This window comes from Streptomyces sp. NPDC017940 (assembly GCF_044328435.1).
Classification (GTDB): domain Bacteria; phylum Actinomycetota; class Actinomycetes; order Streptomycetales; family Streptomycetaceae; genus Streptomyces.
Genome location: NZ_JBIRHJ010000008.1, coordinates 372,410 through 389,604 on the forward strand (window position 1 = coordinate 372,410; position 17,195 = coordinate 389,604).

15 protein-coding genes and 2 tRNA genes are annotated in these 17,195 nt (G+C 71.3%); 7 read left to right on the forward strand and 10 right to left on the reverse strand.

Annotated elements, in window-relative coordinates:
- Positions 1-867: 867 nt before the first annotated feature.
- Positions 868-2,001 carry a GNAT family N-acetyltransferase gene (locus tag ACH4DX_RS27950; RefSeq protein WP_398157189.1) on the forward strand — a complete coding sequence of 378 codons (1,134 nt, stop codon included), beginning with the start codon at positions 868-870 and terminating at the stop codon, positions 1,999-2,001.
- A 73-nt stretch (positions 2,002-2,074) separates the two neighbouring features.
- On the opposite strand, the gene ACH4DX_RS27955 is transcribed toward ACH4DX_RS27950, so the two are convergent.
- The 4 genes from ACH4DX_RS27955 to ACH4DX_RS27970 all read right to left on the reverse strand — a co-directional run bounded on the left by ACH4DX_RS27955 (position 2,075) and on the right by ACH4DX_RS27970 (position 6,046).
- Positions 2,075-3,223 carry a glycoside hydrolase family 26 protein gene (locus tag ACH4DX_RS27955; protein ID WP_398157190.1) on the reverse strand — a complete coding sequence of 383 codons (1,149 nt, stop codon included), beginning with the start codon at positions 3,221-3,223 and terminating at the stop codon, positions 2,075-2,077.
- 287 nt (positions 3,224-3,510) lie between these two features.
- A complete protein-coding gene (locus ACH4DX_RS27960) occupies positions 3,511-5,070 on the reverse strand; it encodes a chaplin family protein (RefSeq protein ID WP_398157191.1) in 1,560 nt (519 codons plus the stop codon).
- A 97-nt stretch (positions 5,071-5,167) separates the two neighbouring features.
- Positions 5,168-5,401, reverse strand: a complete 234-nt coding sequence (locus ACH4DX_RS27965) for a chaplin (protein WP_398119501.1) — start codon at positions 5,399-5,401, stop codon at positions 5,168-5,170.
- Positions 5,402-5,644: 243 nt separating this feature from the next.
- Complete coding sequence (locus ACH4DX_RS27970; protein WP_398119499.1) at positions 5,645-6,046, reverse strand: rodlin; 402 nt, start codon at positions 6,044-6,046, stop codon at positions 5,645-5,647.
- Positions 6,047-6,376: 330 nt separating this feature from the next.
- On the opposite strand from ACH4DX_RS27970, the gene ACH4DX_RS27975 reads away from it, so the two are divergent.
- A complete protein-coding gene (locus ACH4DX_RS27975) occupies positions 6,377-6,787 on the forward strand; it encodes a rodlin (RefSeq protein WP_398119497.1) in 411 nt (136 codons plus the stop codon).
- Positions 6,788-7,101: 314 nt separating this feature from the next.
- Positions 7,102-7,503: a rodlin gene (locus tag ACH4DX_RS27980; RefSeq protein WP_398119495.1), complete on the forward strand. Its 402-nt coding sequence runs from the start codon at positions 7,102-7,104 to the stop codon at positions 7,501-7,503.
- Between the two features lie 649 nt (positions 7,504-8,152).
- On the opposite strand, the gene ACH4DX_RS27985 is transcribed toward ACH4DX_RS27980, so the two are convergent.
- Positions 8,153-8,225: transfer RNA gene (locus ACH4DX_RS27985), tRNA-Ala, on the reverse strand.
- 185 nt (positions 8,226-8,410) lie between these two features.
- Here ACH4DX_RS27985 and ACH4DX_RS27990 point away from each other — a divergent pair.
- A complete protein-coding gene (locus ACH4DX_RS27990) occupies positions 8,411-8,959 on the forward strand; it encodes a helix-turn-helix domain-containing protein (RefSeq protein WP_398119493.1) in 549 nt (182 codons plus the stop codon).
- Between the two features lie 47 nt (positions 8,960-9,006).
- Positions 9,007-10,893 (forward strand): protein kinase, encoded by a 1,887-nt coding sequence (locus ACH4DX_RS27995; protein ID WP_398157192.1) that lies wholly within the window; start codon positions 9,007-9,009, stop codon positions 10,891-10,893.
- Between the two features lie 41 nt (positions 10,894-10,934).
- Here ACH4DX_RS27995 and ACH4DX_RS28000 read toward each other — a convergent pair whose 3' ends face one another.
- Positions 10,935-12,056, reverse strand: a complete 1,122-nt coding sequence (locus ACH4DX_RS28000; RefSeq protein WP_398157193.1) for a hypothetical protein — start codon at positions 12,054-12,056, stop codon at positions 10,935-10,937.
- Positions 12,057-12,213: 157 nt separating this feature from the next.
- On the opposite strand from ACH4DX_RS28000, the gene ACH4DX_RS28005 reads away from it, so the two are divergent.
- Positions 12,214-12,348 (forward strand): hypothetical protein, encoded by a 135-nt coding sequence (locus tag ACH4DX_RS28005; protein ID WP_398157194.1) that lies wholly within the window; start codon positions 12,214-12,216, stop codon positions 12,346-12,348.
- 367 nt (positions 12,349-12,715) lie between these two features.
- Here the strand turns inward: ACH4DX_RS28005 and ACH4DX_RS28010 are convergent, their stop codons facing one another.
- Entirely contained in the window at positions 12,716-12,844 is a 129-nt protein-coding gene (locus ACH4DX_RS28010) for a DLW-39 family protein (protein ID WP_003999697.1), read from the reverse strand.
- Positions 12,845-13,088: 244 nt separating this feature from the next.
- Between ACH4DX_RS28010 and ACH4DX_RS28015 the strand changes: the two genes are divergently transcribed.
- Positions 13,089-13,427 (forward strand): DUF6344 domain-containing protein, encoded by a 339-nt coding sequence (locus ACH4DX_RS28015; protein WP_398157195.1) that lies wholly within the window; start codon positions 13,089-13,091, stop codon positions 13,425-13,427.
- A gap of 273 nt (positions 13,428-13,700) precedes the next feature.
- On the opposite strand, the gene ACH4DX_RS28020 is transcribed toward ACH4DX_RS28015, so the two are convergent.
- The 3 genes from ACH4DX_RS28020 to gyrA form a co-directional block, all read right to left on the reverse strand.
- Positions 13,701-13,777: transfer RNA gene (locus ACH4DX_RS28020), tRNA-Ile, on the reverse strand.
- Between the two features lie 98 nt (positions 13,778-13,875).
- Complete coding sequence (locus tag ACH4DX_RS28025) at positions 13,876-14,550, reverse strand: DUF3566 domain-containing protein (RefSeq protein WP_398119456.1); 675 nt, start codon at positions 14,548-14,550, stop codon at positions 13,876-13,878.
- A gap of 18 nt (positions 14,551-14,568) precedes the next feature.
- A complete protein-coding gene (gyrA, locus tag ACH4DX_RS28030; protein ID WP_398119454.1) occupies positions 14,569-17,163 on the reverse strand; it encodes a DNA gyrase subunit A in 2,595 nt (864 codons plus the stop codon).
- Positions 17,164-17,195 lie beyond the last annotated feature (32 nt).

Below are 17,195 nucleotides of genomic sequence, written 5' to 3' on the forward strand. Positions count from 1 at the left end.
TGCAACTGCCCCCTCGCCCTCTTCGCCCTCTCCAACTTCTTCGACCTCTTCGCCCTCACCCACCTCTTTGACCTCTTCGCCCGCTTCAGGCTCTTCGGCGCCTTCGAGTTCCCCGGGCTCCACAGCCCCTCCGAACCCTTCGGTCCCCACGGCCCCCACGGCCCCCACGTCCTCCGCCAGCTCCACGGCCACCCGGCCCGGAGCCCAGGCCTCCTCGCCGGACGCCCCGGCCGCTTCCGCGGGGCACGGCGGCGGCACGGCGCAGGCGTCCCCCGGCGCGCGCCTGCGCGCCGAGCTGCGTACCCGCCTCGCCCCCCTCGCCCGGCTGCCCCGCTGGACCATCCTCCCGGCCTGCGCCGCCCTCGGCGCCCTGGCAGGCGGCACGTACGGGCTGACGCAGGCGCCCGAGTACACCGCCACGAGCTATGTCGTCGCCGTGCCCCAGGGCAGGACCGACCCCGCGACCGCTCTGGGCTTCGCGCAGGCCTACGGCAAGGTCGCCACCCAGCTCGCGGTCCTCGGCGACGCGCAGGTCGCCGCGCGGGTGTCGCCGGGCGAGCTGCGGAACCGCGTCAAGGTGGCGACGTCCCCCGACGCCCCCATGATCTCCGTCGCCGCATCGGCCGCCCGGTCCGACGACGCCGCCGTCCTCGCGAACGCGGTGTCCCGCGCGCTGACCACCGGCGCCAACCACACCAAGGACAGCACCCAGGTGAAGCTCCTGCCGTTCTCGCGCGCCGTCGAACCCACCGCGCCCTCCAACCTCTCCACAGCGGTGAGCACACTGGTCGGCCTGTGCGCGGGCGGACTGCTCGGGGGCCTCGTGCTCCTGGTGCGGCCCCGCGGCGCCGAGGTCGGGAGCGGCGCGTGACGACGGACCTGACCACCGGACTCTGCGTGGACGAGGGCGAGTTCGCGGCCCTCGCCGGGCCCTGGCGGCGGCTCTATCAGGAGTGCGAGGAGGCGACCTCGTTCCAGAGCCACGCGTGGCTGGCCTCGTGGTGGCGCTCGTACGGCAGACCGGGACGGCTGCGCGTGGTCCTGGTGCGCGAGGGCGGTGAACTGGTCGCGGCGGCGCCCCTGATGCGGGTGCACGCGCCGGTGCCCGCACACCGTCCGCTCGGCGGCGCGATCTCGGACTTCGCGGACGTCCTGCTCTCCGCCCGGATCCGCGACCGCGCCGCGGACGCGCTGACCGAAGGGCTGCGGGCCCTCGCCCGTACCGCGCCGATCGACTTCCGCGAGGTGCGTGCGGGCGCGTGCGTCGAGCGCGTCTGCGAACGCTGGCAGGGCCCGCGCCGCGAACTGGTGGACTCCCGCTGCCTCGAACTGCCCCCGCTGCCCGTGGACGAGCTCCTGAAGCGGCTGCCCTCGACGACCTCGCAGCGCGCCCGGGCCAAGCTGCGCAAGCTGTCCGCGGCCGGTGTGCGGCACCGTGTCGTCCCCGCGGACGAGGCGGAGTCGACCGTACGCACGCTGCTGCGCCTGCACCGACTCCAGTGGCAGGGACGCAAGGTGACGTCGGAGCACCTGCGGCCGCGGTTCCGCGAGCATCTGCTGCGCGCGGTGCCGCCCATGGTCGCGGCGGGCGAGGCCGTGGTGACGGAGTTCCTGGTGGACGGGGAGGTCCTTGCCGCCGACCTGACGCTCCTGTCGTCGCGCCTCGCGGGCGGCTACCTCTACGGCGCCCACCCGAGCCTGCGGGAACGCAAGGTCGACGTCGCCACGATGCTGCTCGACGCCTGCACCCGGCACACCTCGGGCGAGCAGCCGCGCACCCTGAGCCTGCTGCGCGGCGACGAACCGTACAAGCACCACTGGCGCCCCACCGCGGCCCCCAACCGCCGCTTCCTGCTGGCCCGCGGCCGCACGGCCCCCCTCCTGACGGCCGCGGTCTGCGAGGCCTCGGCACGGGAGTGGGCGCGAGGGGTACGGCGGGATCGGCAGGAACGGCGGGATCAGCAGGAACGGCAAGGACGGCGGGCCGGGCAGGCGGGGTGAGGGCGGGGGGTGAGGGCGGGGGCGGAGGCGCCCCGTGACGCCTCCGCCCCCGCGCCCGGCCGCCGCCGGGGACTCAGGCCCGCGGCGGCTCCTTCCGCTCCCACCAGTCGAACCGCAGACACAGCTTGCCGCCCAGCCAGTACTCGACCCAGTCACCCAGGTCCAGCGGCGAACAATGCGGTGGCCGCGCGGGGTCGTTCGGTTTCGGCGTCGGGTTCACCGGCAGCCCCGACAGCGCCTCGCGGTAGACCTTCGTGGCCTTCGGGTTGTCCTTGCACTGCCACACGCCGTGCGGGCAGTAGTCGGTGACCGTGTTGTACAGCGGCTTGTGCTCCCCCATCCACTTCAGCATCCGGCGCATGTACTCGTCGTTGTCACCGTTGCGGAAGAGCCCCCATTCGGGGTACGAGACGGGCTTGCCGTGCGCCTTCGCGAAATCCACGTGATGCTGGAGGCCGTATTCCTCGCGCACCTGCTCGTCGAATGTCATCCCGCGCGGCTGGTCGTACGAGTCCATGCCGATGATGTCGACCGATTCGTCCCCCGGATAGCACTCCGGCCAGGGAATGGCGTCCCGCCCGCGGCTCGGGGCGAAATCGAAGGCGAATTTCTGCCCAGGAACCGCACGCATGGTCTTGACGATGCGTTTCCAGTACGCCTTCCAGGAATCCGGATCCGGGCCGCAGCGATGGGTGTACGTGGTGCCGTTCATCTCCCAGCCCAGCACGATCACCGTGTCCGGCACCCCGAGGCCGACGAGGCGCTCGGCCAGGACGCGGTAGTGCTCGTCGAATGCACCGGCGGCACCCCGCCGCAGCAGCCCGCGCACCTCCCAGTCGTCGACACCGTCCTCGTTGCGCTCCATCATCGGTACGTTGAGGACGAACATCCGGTCGTCCTTGGCCTTGCGCCAGGCCGCCCAGCTCTCCAGGAAGCGCGGCGCTCCCTCGATGTTGCTCCAGCGGTCGCCCGGCAGATAGGTGTGCCCGACCCGCAGCTCGGTCCCGTCCAGCCACTTGCTGAGGTCGGTCATCCGGTCGACGCCGTCGGGGCCGTAGTCGAGGTAGGCGCCGATGGCGGGAGCCTGCACGGACTCCGGCACCTTCGGTACGGCAGGAGCGGGCGGCGGTTCCGGCGCGGGAATGCGTGCGACGGCGTGTACCGGCCCGGCGGTGACCGCCGTCACCGCGATGATTCCGGCGGCGACAAAAGCAAGACGCATGAGTGCTCCTCGTGGGACCTGCTCAGGAATACTGACGTTCCGTCATATGTATTCCTATTGCGCCAAACGAGTCCTTAACCCTTCGCTGCCTCACATCCCCCCATTGGGCGAGCGAAAGTCGCGTACACGCACACGCACACGCATGAAGAACGGACGGGCCGTCGCCGACCCGTCCGTCCTCCTTCGTTGCCCGACTCCGTGCATGTCCGGCTCTTCAGTTGTCATTCCGTCACCCGAGCGCCCGCGCGCAGGGGGAGCGCGCTCCGGCTCGGGGTGCGTACCCCGGTTCAGTACACGCGGCGTCCACGCCGGTAGAGAAGCACCCCACCGAGCAGCAGCCCGGCAGCGGCGCCCGCCATCCCGAGCGCGTTCTGGTCCGTACCGGTCTCCGCGAGCCGCGCGCCCGCCCGGGGTTTGGGCACGTCCGCCCGCTCTACGGGCCGCGGTCCAGCCTCCTGCGGGACCTCCCTGGCCCGGGGAACCTCGCGCGGCGCCCGGGGCTGCTCCTCGGGCGGCACGACCCGGTCGTCCGGGCGCTCGGGCCGCGGCGGGTCCTCGTGCGGACGGTGCGGCTGCCGCGGCCGGTGCGGTGCCTCGGCCGGGGTGTCGCACGCATTCCCCACGGCCGGCGCGAGGACCCCCACGACGTCCACCGTGTTGCCGCACACGTCCACCGGCACGTCGAGCACGGCGTCCAGCACGTTGCCCGCCAGCGCACCCGGGGAGTGCGTGGCACCGCCCTCGGCCCGGGAGCCGCCGACCCCGCCGCCGTGCGGCCGGGCGGGCGCGGGCTTCACCGCGGGCGCGGGCCTGGGGGCCACGCGCTCCGGCGCGGGCTTCGGCGCCACGCGCTCGGGAGCCGCCCGCTCGGGGGCGGGCTTCGGAGCCACCCGCTCGGGCGCGGGCCTGGGAGCCTCGCGCTTGAGGGCGGGCTTGGGAGCGGACTTGGGAGCCGCGTGCTTGGGAGCCGCGTGCTTCGGCGCCGCGTGCTTCGGCGCCGCGTGCTTCGGGGCCGAGTGCTTCGGCGCCGCGTGCTTGGGCGCGGGCTTGGAGGACTCGCGCTTGACGGCAGGCTTCGGAGCCGCGTGCTTGGGCGCCGCGTGCTTCGGTGCCGTGCGCTGGGGAGCGGCCTTGGGGGCGCGCTCGGGCTTCGCCACCGGCGCTCGCTTCGCCTCCGCCACGGGCTTGGGGGCCGTGCGCTGGGGGGTGGGCGCGGGCTTGGGCGCCGCGCGCTCGGGAGCCGGGGCGGGCTTCGGAGCGGGCGCGGGCTTGGGCGCGGGCGCGGCCTTCGGGGCAGGTGCGGGCTTCGGGGCGGGTGCAGCCTTCGGGGCAGGCGCGGGCCTCACCGCCACAGGCTTCGCCGCCGCGGGCTTCACCTTGGGCGGTGGCTGCGGAACGGGAGCGGGCTTCACCTCGGGCACGGGCCGGGGCGCGGGCGCCGGCTTCGCCACGGGCGCGGGCGCGGGGGCCGCACGCTCGGGGGCGGGCCGCGGGGCGGGCCTGGGAGCCGGGGCGGGCTGCGGCGCGGGGGCGGGCTGCGGAGCCGCGCGCTCGGGGGCGGGCGCGGGCTGCGGAGCCGGAGCGGGCCGGGGTGCGGGGGCGGCCGGAGCGGCACCCGCACAGGAGGCGCCCGCGGTCGGGTTGAGGGCGGCCGCGCCGTTCACCGAATTGCCGCAGACGTTCAGCGGCACCTCCAGCGGGGCCTGCACGTTGTTTCCCGACAAGAAGCCGGGCGAACCCGTGGCCTGCCCTTGCGCGTCCGCGGCCAGCGCGGACTGACCGGGCAGGGACAGGATGCTCGTGGCGGCCGCCGCAGAAAGCATCCCCTTGGTGAGGGCCTGTCGCAATCTACTGGTCTTCCTCTGCGCGAAGGGAAGCCGGCCTTGGAAACCATGGGGCCTGCCAAGGCCGGCGGAGACACAGCCGGACGGCTGAGTCGCTACGTCAGTCGTTGACGCACTTGTTGCCGAACGCCGGGTTCAGCAGACCGATGATGTCGACCGTGTTCCCGCACACGTTGACGGGAACGTGAACGGGAATTTGCAGGACATTCCCGGAGATGACACCCGGAGAGTGGGCGGCCGCACCGGCGGCACCCGCGTCGGCGAATGCCGGAGCACCGAAGCCCAGCGCCAGGGCGGCACCAGCAAAGACGGTTGCACTCTTCTTGAGCTGCATAACATTTCCCTTCTGTCGGGTCGCGCCTGACGGCGGTGGGAGCCGGGCGGGCAGCATCTACACCCGCACCGCGACCTGAGTCCTGAGTCCTGAGTCCTGACCAACGATCGACAAGCACAGAAGAAACCGGCAGCATCCGGGAGTTCAGCACGTCACTCGAATGCGGCCGGACAGCGAAAAGCCGCGCGGGCCACCCCGCTCGAAGGAGTCGAGGCGGCCCGAGCGGCCCGCGGCACGTCGGGCTCAGCCGTTGTTGGTGCCGTTGCCCGACAGGAGCGGGATGTCGCTGAGGATGTGCGACAGCGGCTCGTCGCCCTTGGCCTGCGTGGAGTTCTGGGCGCAGATCTGCTTCTGCTCCGCCGAGAGGATCGGGATGTCCTGGACGGCGACGTTGACCAGGCCCACGAGCGAGCCGATGTTGGCGTCGATCGGGATGGCGACACAGGGCTTGTTCAGGGCGCCCTGCACGAGGGACAGCTGCGGGCTCATGTCGCCCTTGGTGCCGGAGTTGCCGAACGACTGCTTGGCACCGTTGCCGCTCATCGACTGGGTACCGCTGTCGTCACCGATGGCCGTCGCGGTGGGGGCGGTGATACCGGCGACGGAGACTGCGACTGCGGCCGCTGCCATTGCCTTCTTGAGCATTTGCTGTTCCTTTTCTGGGCGAACGCACAGGTTGCTGCGGGCTGTTCAACTCACCCTCGGACGTTTGGTTCCGCTCATTCACTCCATCGGATCTTTTCGTGGCCAGGAAGCGAACCGGCGCATTTCCGAATTTCACACTCCCCCGTGCACCGCACGACCGACACGGCAAGCAATCGGATTATCCGTACAGCACCTCGCGAGAAGAGGTAATAAAAGCATCGCGGCAGACCCACTAATGGTCCATCAGAGTGAACCGCAGCAACTACGCAGGTCCGGCGCAGTTGCTCAGGGTGCTCCAGGGACGGGGTTCATATCCAGAAGGGAAATGCTGTGCTCAAGAAGGTTATGGCCGCGGCCGCGGTATCGGCGTCTGTTGTCGGAGCGGCGGCTGCCACGGCTCCCACGGCGTCCGCCATCGGCAACGACAGCGGCACCCAGACGATGAGCGGCAACGACGCCATGCAGTCGTACGGCAACTCCGCCACCTACGGAAACATGAGCCCGCAGATGGCGCTCATCCAGGGCTCCTTCAACAAGCCCTGTATCGCGCTGCCCGCGAAGGCCAACCTCGGCTCGCTCGTCGGTCTCGTGAACGTCGCCATCCAGGACATCCCGATCCTCTCGGCGCCGCAGACCCAGCAGTGCACGGAGAACTCCACGCAGGCCAAGGGCGACGAGCCGCTGTCGCACATCCTCCAGGACATCCCGCTCCTGTCGGGCAACGGCACCCACAACCACTGACACCGGCCAACAGCCAGCGGGCCGCCCCCTCTCCTCGGCGGCCCGCTGTTTTCGGTCCGGTGTCCTGCCGGTCCGGTGTCCTGCCGGTCCCGGCGTCCCGCCTGGCTTCGACGCCCGCCCGGCTTCGATGCCCGCCCGGCTGTGGCGTCGCGCCCGGTCCGGGGGCCGGAGACGGGCGGTGACGTACCCCGTCGTCGGCGGGCCGGGCACAGCGTTCCGCTGACCGGGCTACTCGCCGAAACCATCGTTCCACCACGCAGTTCATCAGCATGCGGCTCCGCAACGGAGCCAGTCTCCGAAGGGAAACCCTCACCATGAAGAAGATGCTGGCAAGCGCCGCCATCGCCGCCGTCGGTATCACCGCGCTCGCGGCCCCGACGGCCCTGGCCATCGGTGACGACTCGGGCACCGAGTCCATGAGCGGCAACGGCGCGGAGGAGTCGTACGGCAACTCCGCCACTAAGGGCAACATGAGCCCGCAGATGACGCTGGTTCAGGGCTCCCTGAACAAGCTCTGCCTGGGGATCCCGGTCGACGCCAACGTCGGCTCCCTCGTGGGCCTGGTCAACGTCGCCGTCCAGGACATCCCGATCCTCTCGGCGGAGCAGAAGCAGATCTGCACCGAGAACTCCACGCAGGCCAAGGGCGACGAGCCGCTGTCGCACATCCTCAACGACATCCCGGCGCTCTCGGGCAACGGCATCAACAACCACTGACGCCACAGGGCCGGCACGGCCCCGCGCCTCACCGGCACCGCATCAGGTGGCCGCCACATCCCCTCGTGGCGGCCACCTCGTGCGTCCGGGACCGACCGACTACTGAACAACGGTCAAGTAGCGTGAGCAAAGTGCTGATCGATCCGCGCGCCTCCGCCGGGGTGGCCGAAAGCACGCGGAGGCGGCGCGAGAGTACATCTGCAAACCAATACGGGCGGCCACGGGCTACCCCTCGCGGGGGCGCTCAAGATCTCCCTGGAGGCTCTCACCGCCCAGGTCGCGCCCCCGACCGCAGTCCCGGCCGCAGTCCCGGCCGCGACCCCGGTTGAGTCCCGGCCAAGATCCCGGCTGCGGCCCCGGGCCCGGCATCCGACCCCACCCTCGGTCACCGCCCCGAGCCCGACCCGGGCACCGCGCCCCTGAGCGCGCCCTGGGCACAACCCTGTTGCGACCCCATGAATCTGCCCCTGAGCCGGACCCCGCCCCGAACCCCGACCCGGCCCCCGCTCGGGCCCTGGCCTCCAGCCTCCTGACGCCACTGCCGACGTCGCCGAAGCCGCCTCCCCGCACGCCTCCCGGCCCCGCCCTCCCCCTGGGCAGCAAAAACCCCTCCGCCCGCGTTTCCGCAGGTCGGAGGGGTTTTGTGGGGTGGAGCCTAGGGGAGTCGAACCCCTGACATCTGCCATGCAAAGACAGCGCTCTACCAACTGAGCTAAGGCCCCGAGGGTGACGATGCCGGTGTGTGCGGAGCACACCCGGCGGGCGTCGCAGACCAGAGTACCGGGTCTCCCCCCGGATCTCGCAAAAGGATTGGGGGTCCCCGTCCGCGACCACTCTCCGTAAGATGCTCGACGTGGTTCGCGGCAGCGAACCGCGGTCCTTCGGGGAAGCGATGGGGAGACGCAACATGGACGCAGCGCAACAAGAATCGACCGCCAGAGCACGGGAGCTCCAGCGGAATTGGTACGGGGAGCCGCTGGGGGCACTCTTCCGTCGCCTCATCGACGATCTGGGCCTGAACCAGGCCCGGCTCGCCGGGGTGCTCGGTCTTTCCGCACCCATGCTGTCGCAGCTGATGAGCGGCCAGCGCGCCAAGATCGGCAATCCGGCCGTCGTCCAGCGCGTCCAGCTCCTCCAGGAGCTGGCCGGGCAGGTCGCGGACGGCAGTGTGAGCGCCGCGGAGGCGACCAACCGCATGGACGAGATCAAGAAGTCCCAGGGGGGTTCCGTACTGACCAACACGTCCCAGAGCACGACCAGTTCGGGCGCGCCCACCGTGAAGCGTGTGGTGCGTGAGATCCAGTCGCTGCTGCGCTCCGTCGCGGCGGCGGGCGACATCATCGATGCCGCGGACACGCTCGCCCCGACCCACCCGGAGCTGGCAGAGTTCCTTCGGGTGTACGGAGCGGGCCGCACCGCGGACGCCGTCGCCCACTACGAGGCGCACCAGAGCTGAGCCGTCGACCGGGCCGCTGCCGGGCGGCCCGGAAGGGGGGCACGACCATGGGTGAGGTCTTCGCCGGCCGGTACGAACTCGTCGACCCGGTCGGCCGCGGGGGAGTGGGCGCCGTATGGCGCGCCTGGGACCACCGCAGGCGCCGCTATGTGGCCGCCAAAGTCCTTCAGCAGCGGAACGCTCACACACTGTTGCGCTTCGTGCGGGAGCAGGCGCTGCGGATCGACCATCCGCATGTGCTCGCTCCCGCCAGCTGGGCCGCCGACGACGACCAAGTCCTCTTCACCATGGACCTGATCACCGGCGGCTCCCTCGCCCATGTGATCGGTGACTACGGGCCGCTGCCCGCCCGGTTCGCCTGCACCCTGCTCGACCAGCTCCTCGCCGGTCTCGCGGCGGTGCACGCCGAGGGCGTCGTCCACCGTGACATCAAGCCCGCCAACATCCTCCTGGAGGCCACCGGCACGGGGCGGCCGCACCTGCGGGTGTCGGACTTCGGCATCTCCATGCGCAAGGGCGAGCCGCGGCTCACCGAGACGGACTACGTGGTGGGTACCCCCGGTTACTTCGCGCCCGAGCAGATGATGGGCGCCGAACCGGACTTCACCGCGGACCTCTTCGCCGCCGGTCTGGTCGCGCTGTACCTCCTCCAGGGCGCCAAGCCCGATGCCAAGGCCCTCATCGAGCACTTCGCGGCGCACGGCACCCCGGGGGCACCGAGGGGCGTGCCCGAGCCGCTCTGGCAGGTCCTCGCCACGCTGTTGCAGCCCGATCCGCAGGCGCGGTTCCGTACCGCCACGGGGGCGCGCAAGGCGCTCGCCTCCGCCGTCGAGATGCTGCCCGAGGCCGGGCCCGACGACGAGACCGTCGAGATCTTCGACCAACTCGCGCCCCTGCCCACGGGATTCGGCCCCGAAGGCCCCCTCACCCGCGCCCCCCAACCACCCCCACAGCAACCACCACCCCCACCCCGCACACCGGACCCCACCACGCCCCCACCCCACACACCGGGCCAACCCATGGCCCAGCCATGGGCACCGGCCCCCGCCACGGCCCAGCCCCGAACACCGGGCTCCGCAACGCCTCAGCCTTGGGCACGGCCCGTGACCCAGAACCCAGTGGCACAGGCCCCGGCCTCACCGGCCCCGGAGACCCATGCCCCGGTGGCCCAGGCCTCGGTGGGCCAGGCCCCGGTAGCCCAAGCCCCGATGGGCCAGGCCCCGGTAGCCCAAGCCCCGATGGGCCAGCCCTCCATGCCCCAAGCCCCGGCCGCACACCCCCAGGTGACACCGGCGCAGGTAACACCACCCCCGGCCACACCGGCCCCGGTGCCCCAGCTGGGCGGACCCCCCACACCCAACACCCCCAACGCCGCACCCGTACGCCCTACGGCGCCCCCCGCGCACCCACCGACGCCGCACCCGCCGATCCAGCGCCAGCCGATCCAGCACCCGCCGATGTCGGAGTCCGGCAGCTTCCCGCTCCCCCCGCCCGCCCTACCGCCGCAGGCACCGCCTCAGACCCCGCCTCCGCACCCCGTGCAGCCCCCCACTCCCCCCACGCCGTTTCCACCCCACCCCCCTGCCTCTGCCTCTGGCTCTGTCCCAGGTACGGGCCCAGGCCCGGGTCAAGGTCCGGGTCAGGGCCGGGGCCCGGGCCCAGTCCCGGGCCGGGTCCCGGCGCTAGCCGCAGAGCCCGTCCACGCCGCCGTCTCGCCGTACGCCGCGCAGCCCGAGCACGTGCCTGTCGGCGGCGCGCTCACTCCCGGCCCGCTGCCGGAAGCCAGGCGTCCGGCCCGGCATCAGGCGCGCCACGCCGCCGGTGCCGCCGCACGCGCGACGCGTCCCGGGCCGCCCGCCAAGGTGGCCCTGCCGATGCTGCTCGCCGCCCTGGCCTGCTTCGCGCTCGGCTTCTGGGCCCTCAGCCAGATCTGACCCCCGTACGGCGACTTGCTCCTGACCTCCCATCAGGGCGCTCAGGCCGACATACGTACCCGACGCCGCGCCACCGCCCTCCACACCCCCAGAACCCCGAGCAACACGGTCCCCGTACCGAAACCGGCCGCCGCGAGCACCTTCATGGCCATGCCGCCGCCCTCGCCGCCCGGCGCCCCCGAGGCACGGTCCGCATCCGCCCCGGGCCCGCCGGAACCACCCCCACCGACCCCCTTCCGCGCTGCCGACTCATCACGCTCCGTAATGGTGAACGCGTCGGCGGGCCGCGGCGTTCCCGCGTACACGGGTCCGCGGCGGTGCTCCCCGTCGACGTTCACCCGCAGCGTCAGGCCGACGGCATCCGTGCCGAACCGGGCGCCCACGTCGGGGTCGAGGTGCACCGCGAGGTAGTACCACCCGGCGAACCGCATCCCCGAGACCCGGTGGAGGGCCTCGTAGCGGTTGTCGTGGGCGACCGGCGGCAGCGCGGGCAAGGAGGTCGTCCGCTGCCGGCCGTCGTACGCGGAGTCGATGTCCTCGACCCGGCTCCGTACCGGGTTGAACAGCTCCATGACGAGCGCGGACGTCACGTAGTCACCGCCGCGGGCGCCGCCACCGATCTCCAGGGTGACGGAGAGGCGCCGCCCCCAGCCGACGGGAACGCGGTAGTAGCGGGTCTGTCCGGCCCTGACCCGGTCGGCCCACGCACCCGTGCTCAGTGCCCTGGCGGTGGCGAAGCCGCTGCCGCCCTCGCGGGGCAGCGGCGCTCCGGCGGGCGGCTCCGGTGCGATCGAGTCCCAGGCCTGCGGCGGGGTCGTCGGGCCCGCCTTCGCGAGGGCCGGCTCCGAGGCGACGTACAGCTCCAGATCCCAGTCCTCCGTGGAGGACGGTTTCTCCGCGGGCGCCGACGACACCGGCGACCTGGAGGAGACGGTCCGCTCGACGACGACGTAGTACGTACCGGCAGTCCCGCACCGCCGCACCTCCGGTCCCGCCCTGCGGGCCGCGGACGCGGTGAGGGGCCGCGGGTCGAGCGACGCGCCGAACCGCGCGGAGCCGTAGTCGCAGGCGAACCCGTCGGCGTCCTGCACGGACACCTTGACGCCGTCGGCGAAGGCGACGCGGCTGCCCGGCGGGGGCAGCGCGGTGACGGAGACGTACACGGTGTCCCGGGCCCCGAGCTCGAGCCGGTAATAGAGCTCGCTCCCCCGGGCCGCCCCTGACGGCGAAGCCCCCGAAGACCCCGAAGACCCCGAAGACCTTGGAGACGGCGTAACCCCCGAAGCCCCCGGAGAAGTCGCCCCCGGCCCGGGGTGCCCGATGGCGCTCCTGTACGTCGCCCCGGGGACGAGCATCCTGCTCCCCGCCGTACTCGTCGCACCGGCGACGCTCTTCACGTCGTCGGCGAACGCGTACGGACCCGGTTCGGCCCGGGCCACGCCCGCCGCCCCATGAGACCGTGCCGCCGCGCCCTCCACCAGCAATGTTGTCGCGCAGAGCACCCCGCAAAGCACCGCCCCGGCGAACCGCCTCACCTGGGCCCGCGTGCCCCGACCCCCCACCCTCACCCTCCACCGATTCGCTCAAGCAAGGAATGAAATTACGCGAGTGAACTATCCGGGTGACGTCACGGCGTTCAGGCGGTGTGAAGGCGGCCCACCCGCACCGCGCCGGGGAAACGCGCTGACGTCGCCGGCCCTTTTACACGAGGCGGAGGAACCCCGCCACCCGGGAGAAGAAGCGGGGCAAAAGGGCCCCGGAACAGCCCAGGGCCCCGACCGCTCATGCGATCGGGGCCCTGTGACGAGACTGCTGTCGATGCTCACGAACCCGTGGGCACGGAGTCAGTCGCCTCCGTCCACAGATCCTGCTCGGCGCGATCCGCCTGGATCTGGCGGTACACGAGGAGCCCGCCGATGGCGGCCAGTGCGACCAGGAGAAGCTTCTTCACCGCGCGACCTCGTCTTTCCTTTGACGTAGGGGACTTCTGCCGCCCGACTATACACACCGACCGATACCGGTCGGTGACCTGGATCGGGCCCTTCCCGCCGTCCTCAACTCCCGGCCCGCTTGCACCCGTCCGAGTGGTGTTCATCCGAACATCGACGGCGCGGCGGCGTCGGTCCCGCACTTCGGGCTCGACATACACATCATGAGGAAAGTACGCAAATCGCCCAACCTGAAAGTGAGGGGCCATGACCGCCTCCGCCTCCAAGGCCATGAAGCTGTGGACCGCACTCGTCACCGCCGTCCTCGCCCTGCTCGCGACGCTGGGACTCACGACGAGCGCCACGGCGGCCGCCCCGGCAGAACGCCCCGCCACGACGTGCGAGAGCCCCGCGAGCCCGACGGCCGCGATGGCGGCCCTGTGGGCGGCGGCGTACGAACGGTCCTTGCCGCCCACGATGAAGCAACGCATCCGCGCCGAGGCCCACGGCGCCACCCCGAGCTGCCGCCACCTGCCGACGACGGACCCGGAGGCCCAGGACGACACCCGGGTGCCCAAGGAGGAACGTCTCGCCCCGGAGCCGTAGGCACCCCGAGGAACCTCGAAGCAGCCCCCCGGCCACCGCGGCCGGGGGGCTTTTCACTGCCCTCGGGCGCTCGCAGGACGGACCGCTTCCAGGACGGACCGCTCTCAGGACGGACCGCTCTCAGGACGGACCCCATGCATGGCTGACCCCATGCATGGCTGACCCCATGCATGGCTGACCCCATGCATGACCGACCCCGGCCCCCGCGCACGTACCGACGGCCCCCAGACATGCCAAAGACCCCCAGTCGTCACCGACTGGGGGTCTTCTGGCTGGTGGGGCTAACAGGATTTGAACCTGTGGCCTCATCCTTATCAGGGATGCGCTCTAACCAACTGAGCTATAGCCCCGCCGCGCTCTGCGGGATCGCCCCGCGCGCTGACCTCTGAAGATTAGCGCACGTCCGGGCCAGTCCCAAAATCGATGGGTTCCGGCGCCCGGGAAACCCCTACTCGTCCTCGGCGAGCGTCAGCTCGATGCCGCCCACGAAGCCCGCCGACAGGTTGTAGATGAACGCGCCGAGCGTGGCGAGGGCCGTCGCGAGGACGACGTCGATGACCGCGATGATCGTGGTGAAGATCAGCACGCGCGGCAGCGAGAGGAACGCCTGGAGATCGAAGCCGTTGGACTCGTTCGAGCCTGTGGCCTCGGAGATCGTGCCGCCCACGGTGGAGAAGACGCCCATCGCGTCCATGACCATCCACAGCACGGCCGCCGCGACGATCGTGCAGATGCCGAGCGCGATGGACAGCAGGAAGCTGACCTTCATCACCGACCACGGGTCGGCCTTGGCCACCCGCAGCCTGGCCTTGCGCGTGCGCGGGGTGGTGCGCGCCCCGGTGCGGGGGCGCTTCACCGAGCCGGTGGGCGCAGCCTGGTACGCCTGCGGCGGGTGGTACGGCTGGCTGCTCTGCTGCGGCTGCCGCTCGCCGGGCAAAGCACCGGAGGCGCTGGAGGCACCGTCGTCGGTGTCCGTACCGACGCGGCCTCGGGTGTCTGTCACAGTCCCCCCCTGGGATCCATGGGACTCATGCGAGTCGGGTGCATCGGTGGCTGAGCCACGGGCACCTTCCGTACCGGTTCCACTCGTTCCAGCGGCTCCGGCGCCCGTGGCTCCACTCACGATGACTCTCTCCTCGCGCTACTCGGCGGGGGGCTCGGTGCCCTCGTCCGTACCCACGGCCGGCTCGGCGTCGGACGATTCGTCGACGACGATGTCACCGTCGACTTCCTCGGCCTCGCGCCCGGCCTCGGCATTACGAGCGATACCGACCACGGCATCGCGCTTGCCCAGGTTGATCAGTTGGACGCCCATGGTGTCACGGCCCGTCTCCCTGACCTCGTTGACTCGCGTGCGAATCACACCGCCGGAGAGGGTGATGGCGAGGATCTCGTCGGTCTCCTCGACCACCAGCGCGCCGACGAGCTCGCCGCGGTCCTCCACGATCTTGGCGGCCTTGATGCCGAGGCCACCGCGGCCCTGGACGCGGTACTCGTCGACGGCGGTCCGCTTCGCGTACCCACCATCGGTGGCGGTGAAGACGAACGTACCGGGCCTGACCACATTCATCGAGAGCAGCTGATCGCCGTCGCGGAAGCTCATGCCCTTCACGCCGGAGGTCGCGCGGCCCATCGGACGCAGTGCGTCGTCGGTCGCCGTGAAGCGGATCGACTGGGCCTTCTTGCTGATCAGAAGGAGATCGTCATCCGCCGACACCAGTTCGGCGCCGATCAGTTCGTCGTCCGCGCCGTCGTCCGTCTCGCGCAGATTGATCGCGATGACGCCGCCGGAGCGAGGCGAATCGTAATCCTTCAGTGGCGTCTTCTTGACCAGACCGGCCTTGGTGGCGAGGACCAGGTAGGGCACCGCGTCGTAGTCGCGGATCGCGAGGATCTCGGCGATCTGCTCGTCCGGCTGGAAGGCGAGCAGGTTCGCCACGTGCTGGCCGCGGGCGTCCCGACCCGCGTCGGGCAGCTCATAGGCCTTCGCGCGGTAGACACGGCCCTTGTTGGTGAAGAAGAGCAGCCAGTGGTGCGTGGTGGACACGAAGAAGTGGTCGACGATGTCGTCTTCCTTGAGCTTCGTGCCGCGCACGCCCTTGCCGCCGCGCTTCTGCGAGCGGTAGTCGTGCGTCTTGGTGCGCTTGATGTAGCCGCCGCGGGTGATCGTGACGACGATGTCCTCCTCGGCGATCAGGTCCTCCATGGACATGTCGCCGTCGAAGGGCACGAGGGTGGAGCGGCGGTCCTCGCCGAACTTGTCGACGATGGCCGCGAGTTCCTCGCTCACGATCGACCGCTGCCGCTCGGGCGAGGCCAGGATCGCGTTGTACTCGTTGATCTTCTCCTGGAGGTCGTCGTGCTCGGCGACGATCTTCTGGCGCTCCAGGGCGGCCAGGCGGCGCAGCTGCATCTCCAGGATGGCGTTCGCCTGGATCTCGTCGATCGCCAGGAGGTCCATCAGGCCCCCGCGCGCGACCTCGACGGTGTCGCTGCGCCGGATGAGCGCGATGACCTCGTCGATGGCGTCCAGGGCCTTCAGCAGGCCGCGCAGGATGTGGGCGCGCTCCTCGGCCTTGCGCAGCCGGAACTTGGTGCGCCGGACGATGACCTCGATCTGGTGCGCCACCCAGTGCCGGATGAACGCGTCGAGGGACAGCGTGCGCGGGACGCCGTCGACGAGCGCCAGCATGTTGGCGCCGAAGTTCGACTGGAGGTCCGTGTGCTTGTAGAGGTTGTTCAGTACGACCTTGGCGACCGCGTCGCGCTTGAGCACGATGACCAGTCGCTGGCCGGTGCGCGAGGACGTCTCGTCGCGGACGTCGGCGATGCCGCCGACCTTGCCGTCCTTGACCAGGTCGGCAATTTTCTGCGCGAGATTGTCCGGGTTCGTCTGGTAGGGGAGCTCGGTGACCACCAGGCACTGGCGGTTCTGGATCTCCTCGACCTCGACGACCGCCCGCATCGTGATGGAGCCGCGTCCCGTGCGGTACGCCTCCTCGATGCCCTTGCGGCCGACGACCAGCGCGCCGGTCGGGAAGTCCGGGCCCTTGATGCGCTCGATGAGGGCGTCGAGCAGCTCCTCGTGCGAGGCGTCGGGGTGCTCCAAGGCCCACTGGGCGCCCGCGGCGACCTCGCGCAGGTTGTGCGGCGGGATGTTGGTCGCCATGCCGACCGCGATGCCCGCCGAACCGTTGATCAGCAGGTTCGGGAAGCGGGCGGGCAGGACGGTGGGCTCCTGGGAGCGGCCGTCGTAGTTGTCCGTGAAGTCGACGGTCTCCTCGTCGATGTCCCGGACCATCTCCATGGACAGCGGCGCCATCTTGCACTCGGTGTAGCGCATGGCGGCGGCGGGGTCGTTGCCCGGGGAGCCGAAGTTCCCGTTGGAGTCCACGAGCGGCATCCGCATCGACCACGGCTGCGCGAGGCGGACGAGCGCGTCGTAGATCGAGGAGTCGCCGTGCGGGTGGTAGTTGCCCATGACGTCGCCGACGACACGGGCGCACTTGTAGAAGCCCTTCTCGGGCCGGTAACCACCGTCGTACATCGCGTACAGGACGCGGCGGTGCACGGGCTTGAGGCCGTCGCGCACGTCGGGCAGCGCACGGGACACGATGACGGACATCGCGTAGTCGAGGTACGAGCGCTGCATCTCCGTCTCGAGCCCGACGGGCTCGATCCGCAGCGTCTGGCCCTCGTCGTCCTCGGGCGTGGTGGGGTTGTTCTCGTCGGCCATGGCCGGTCAAGGTCCTTTCGTACGTCAGTCAG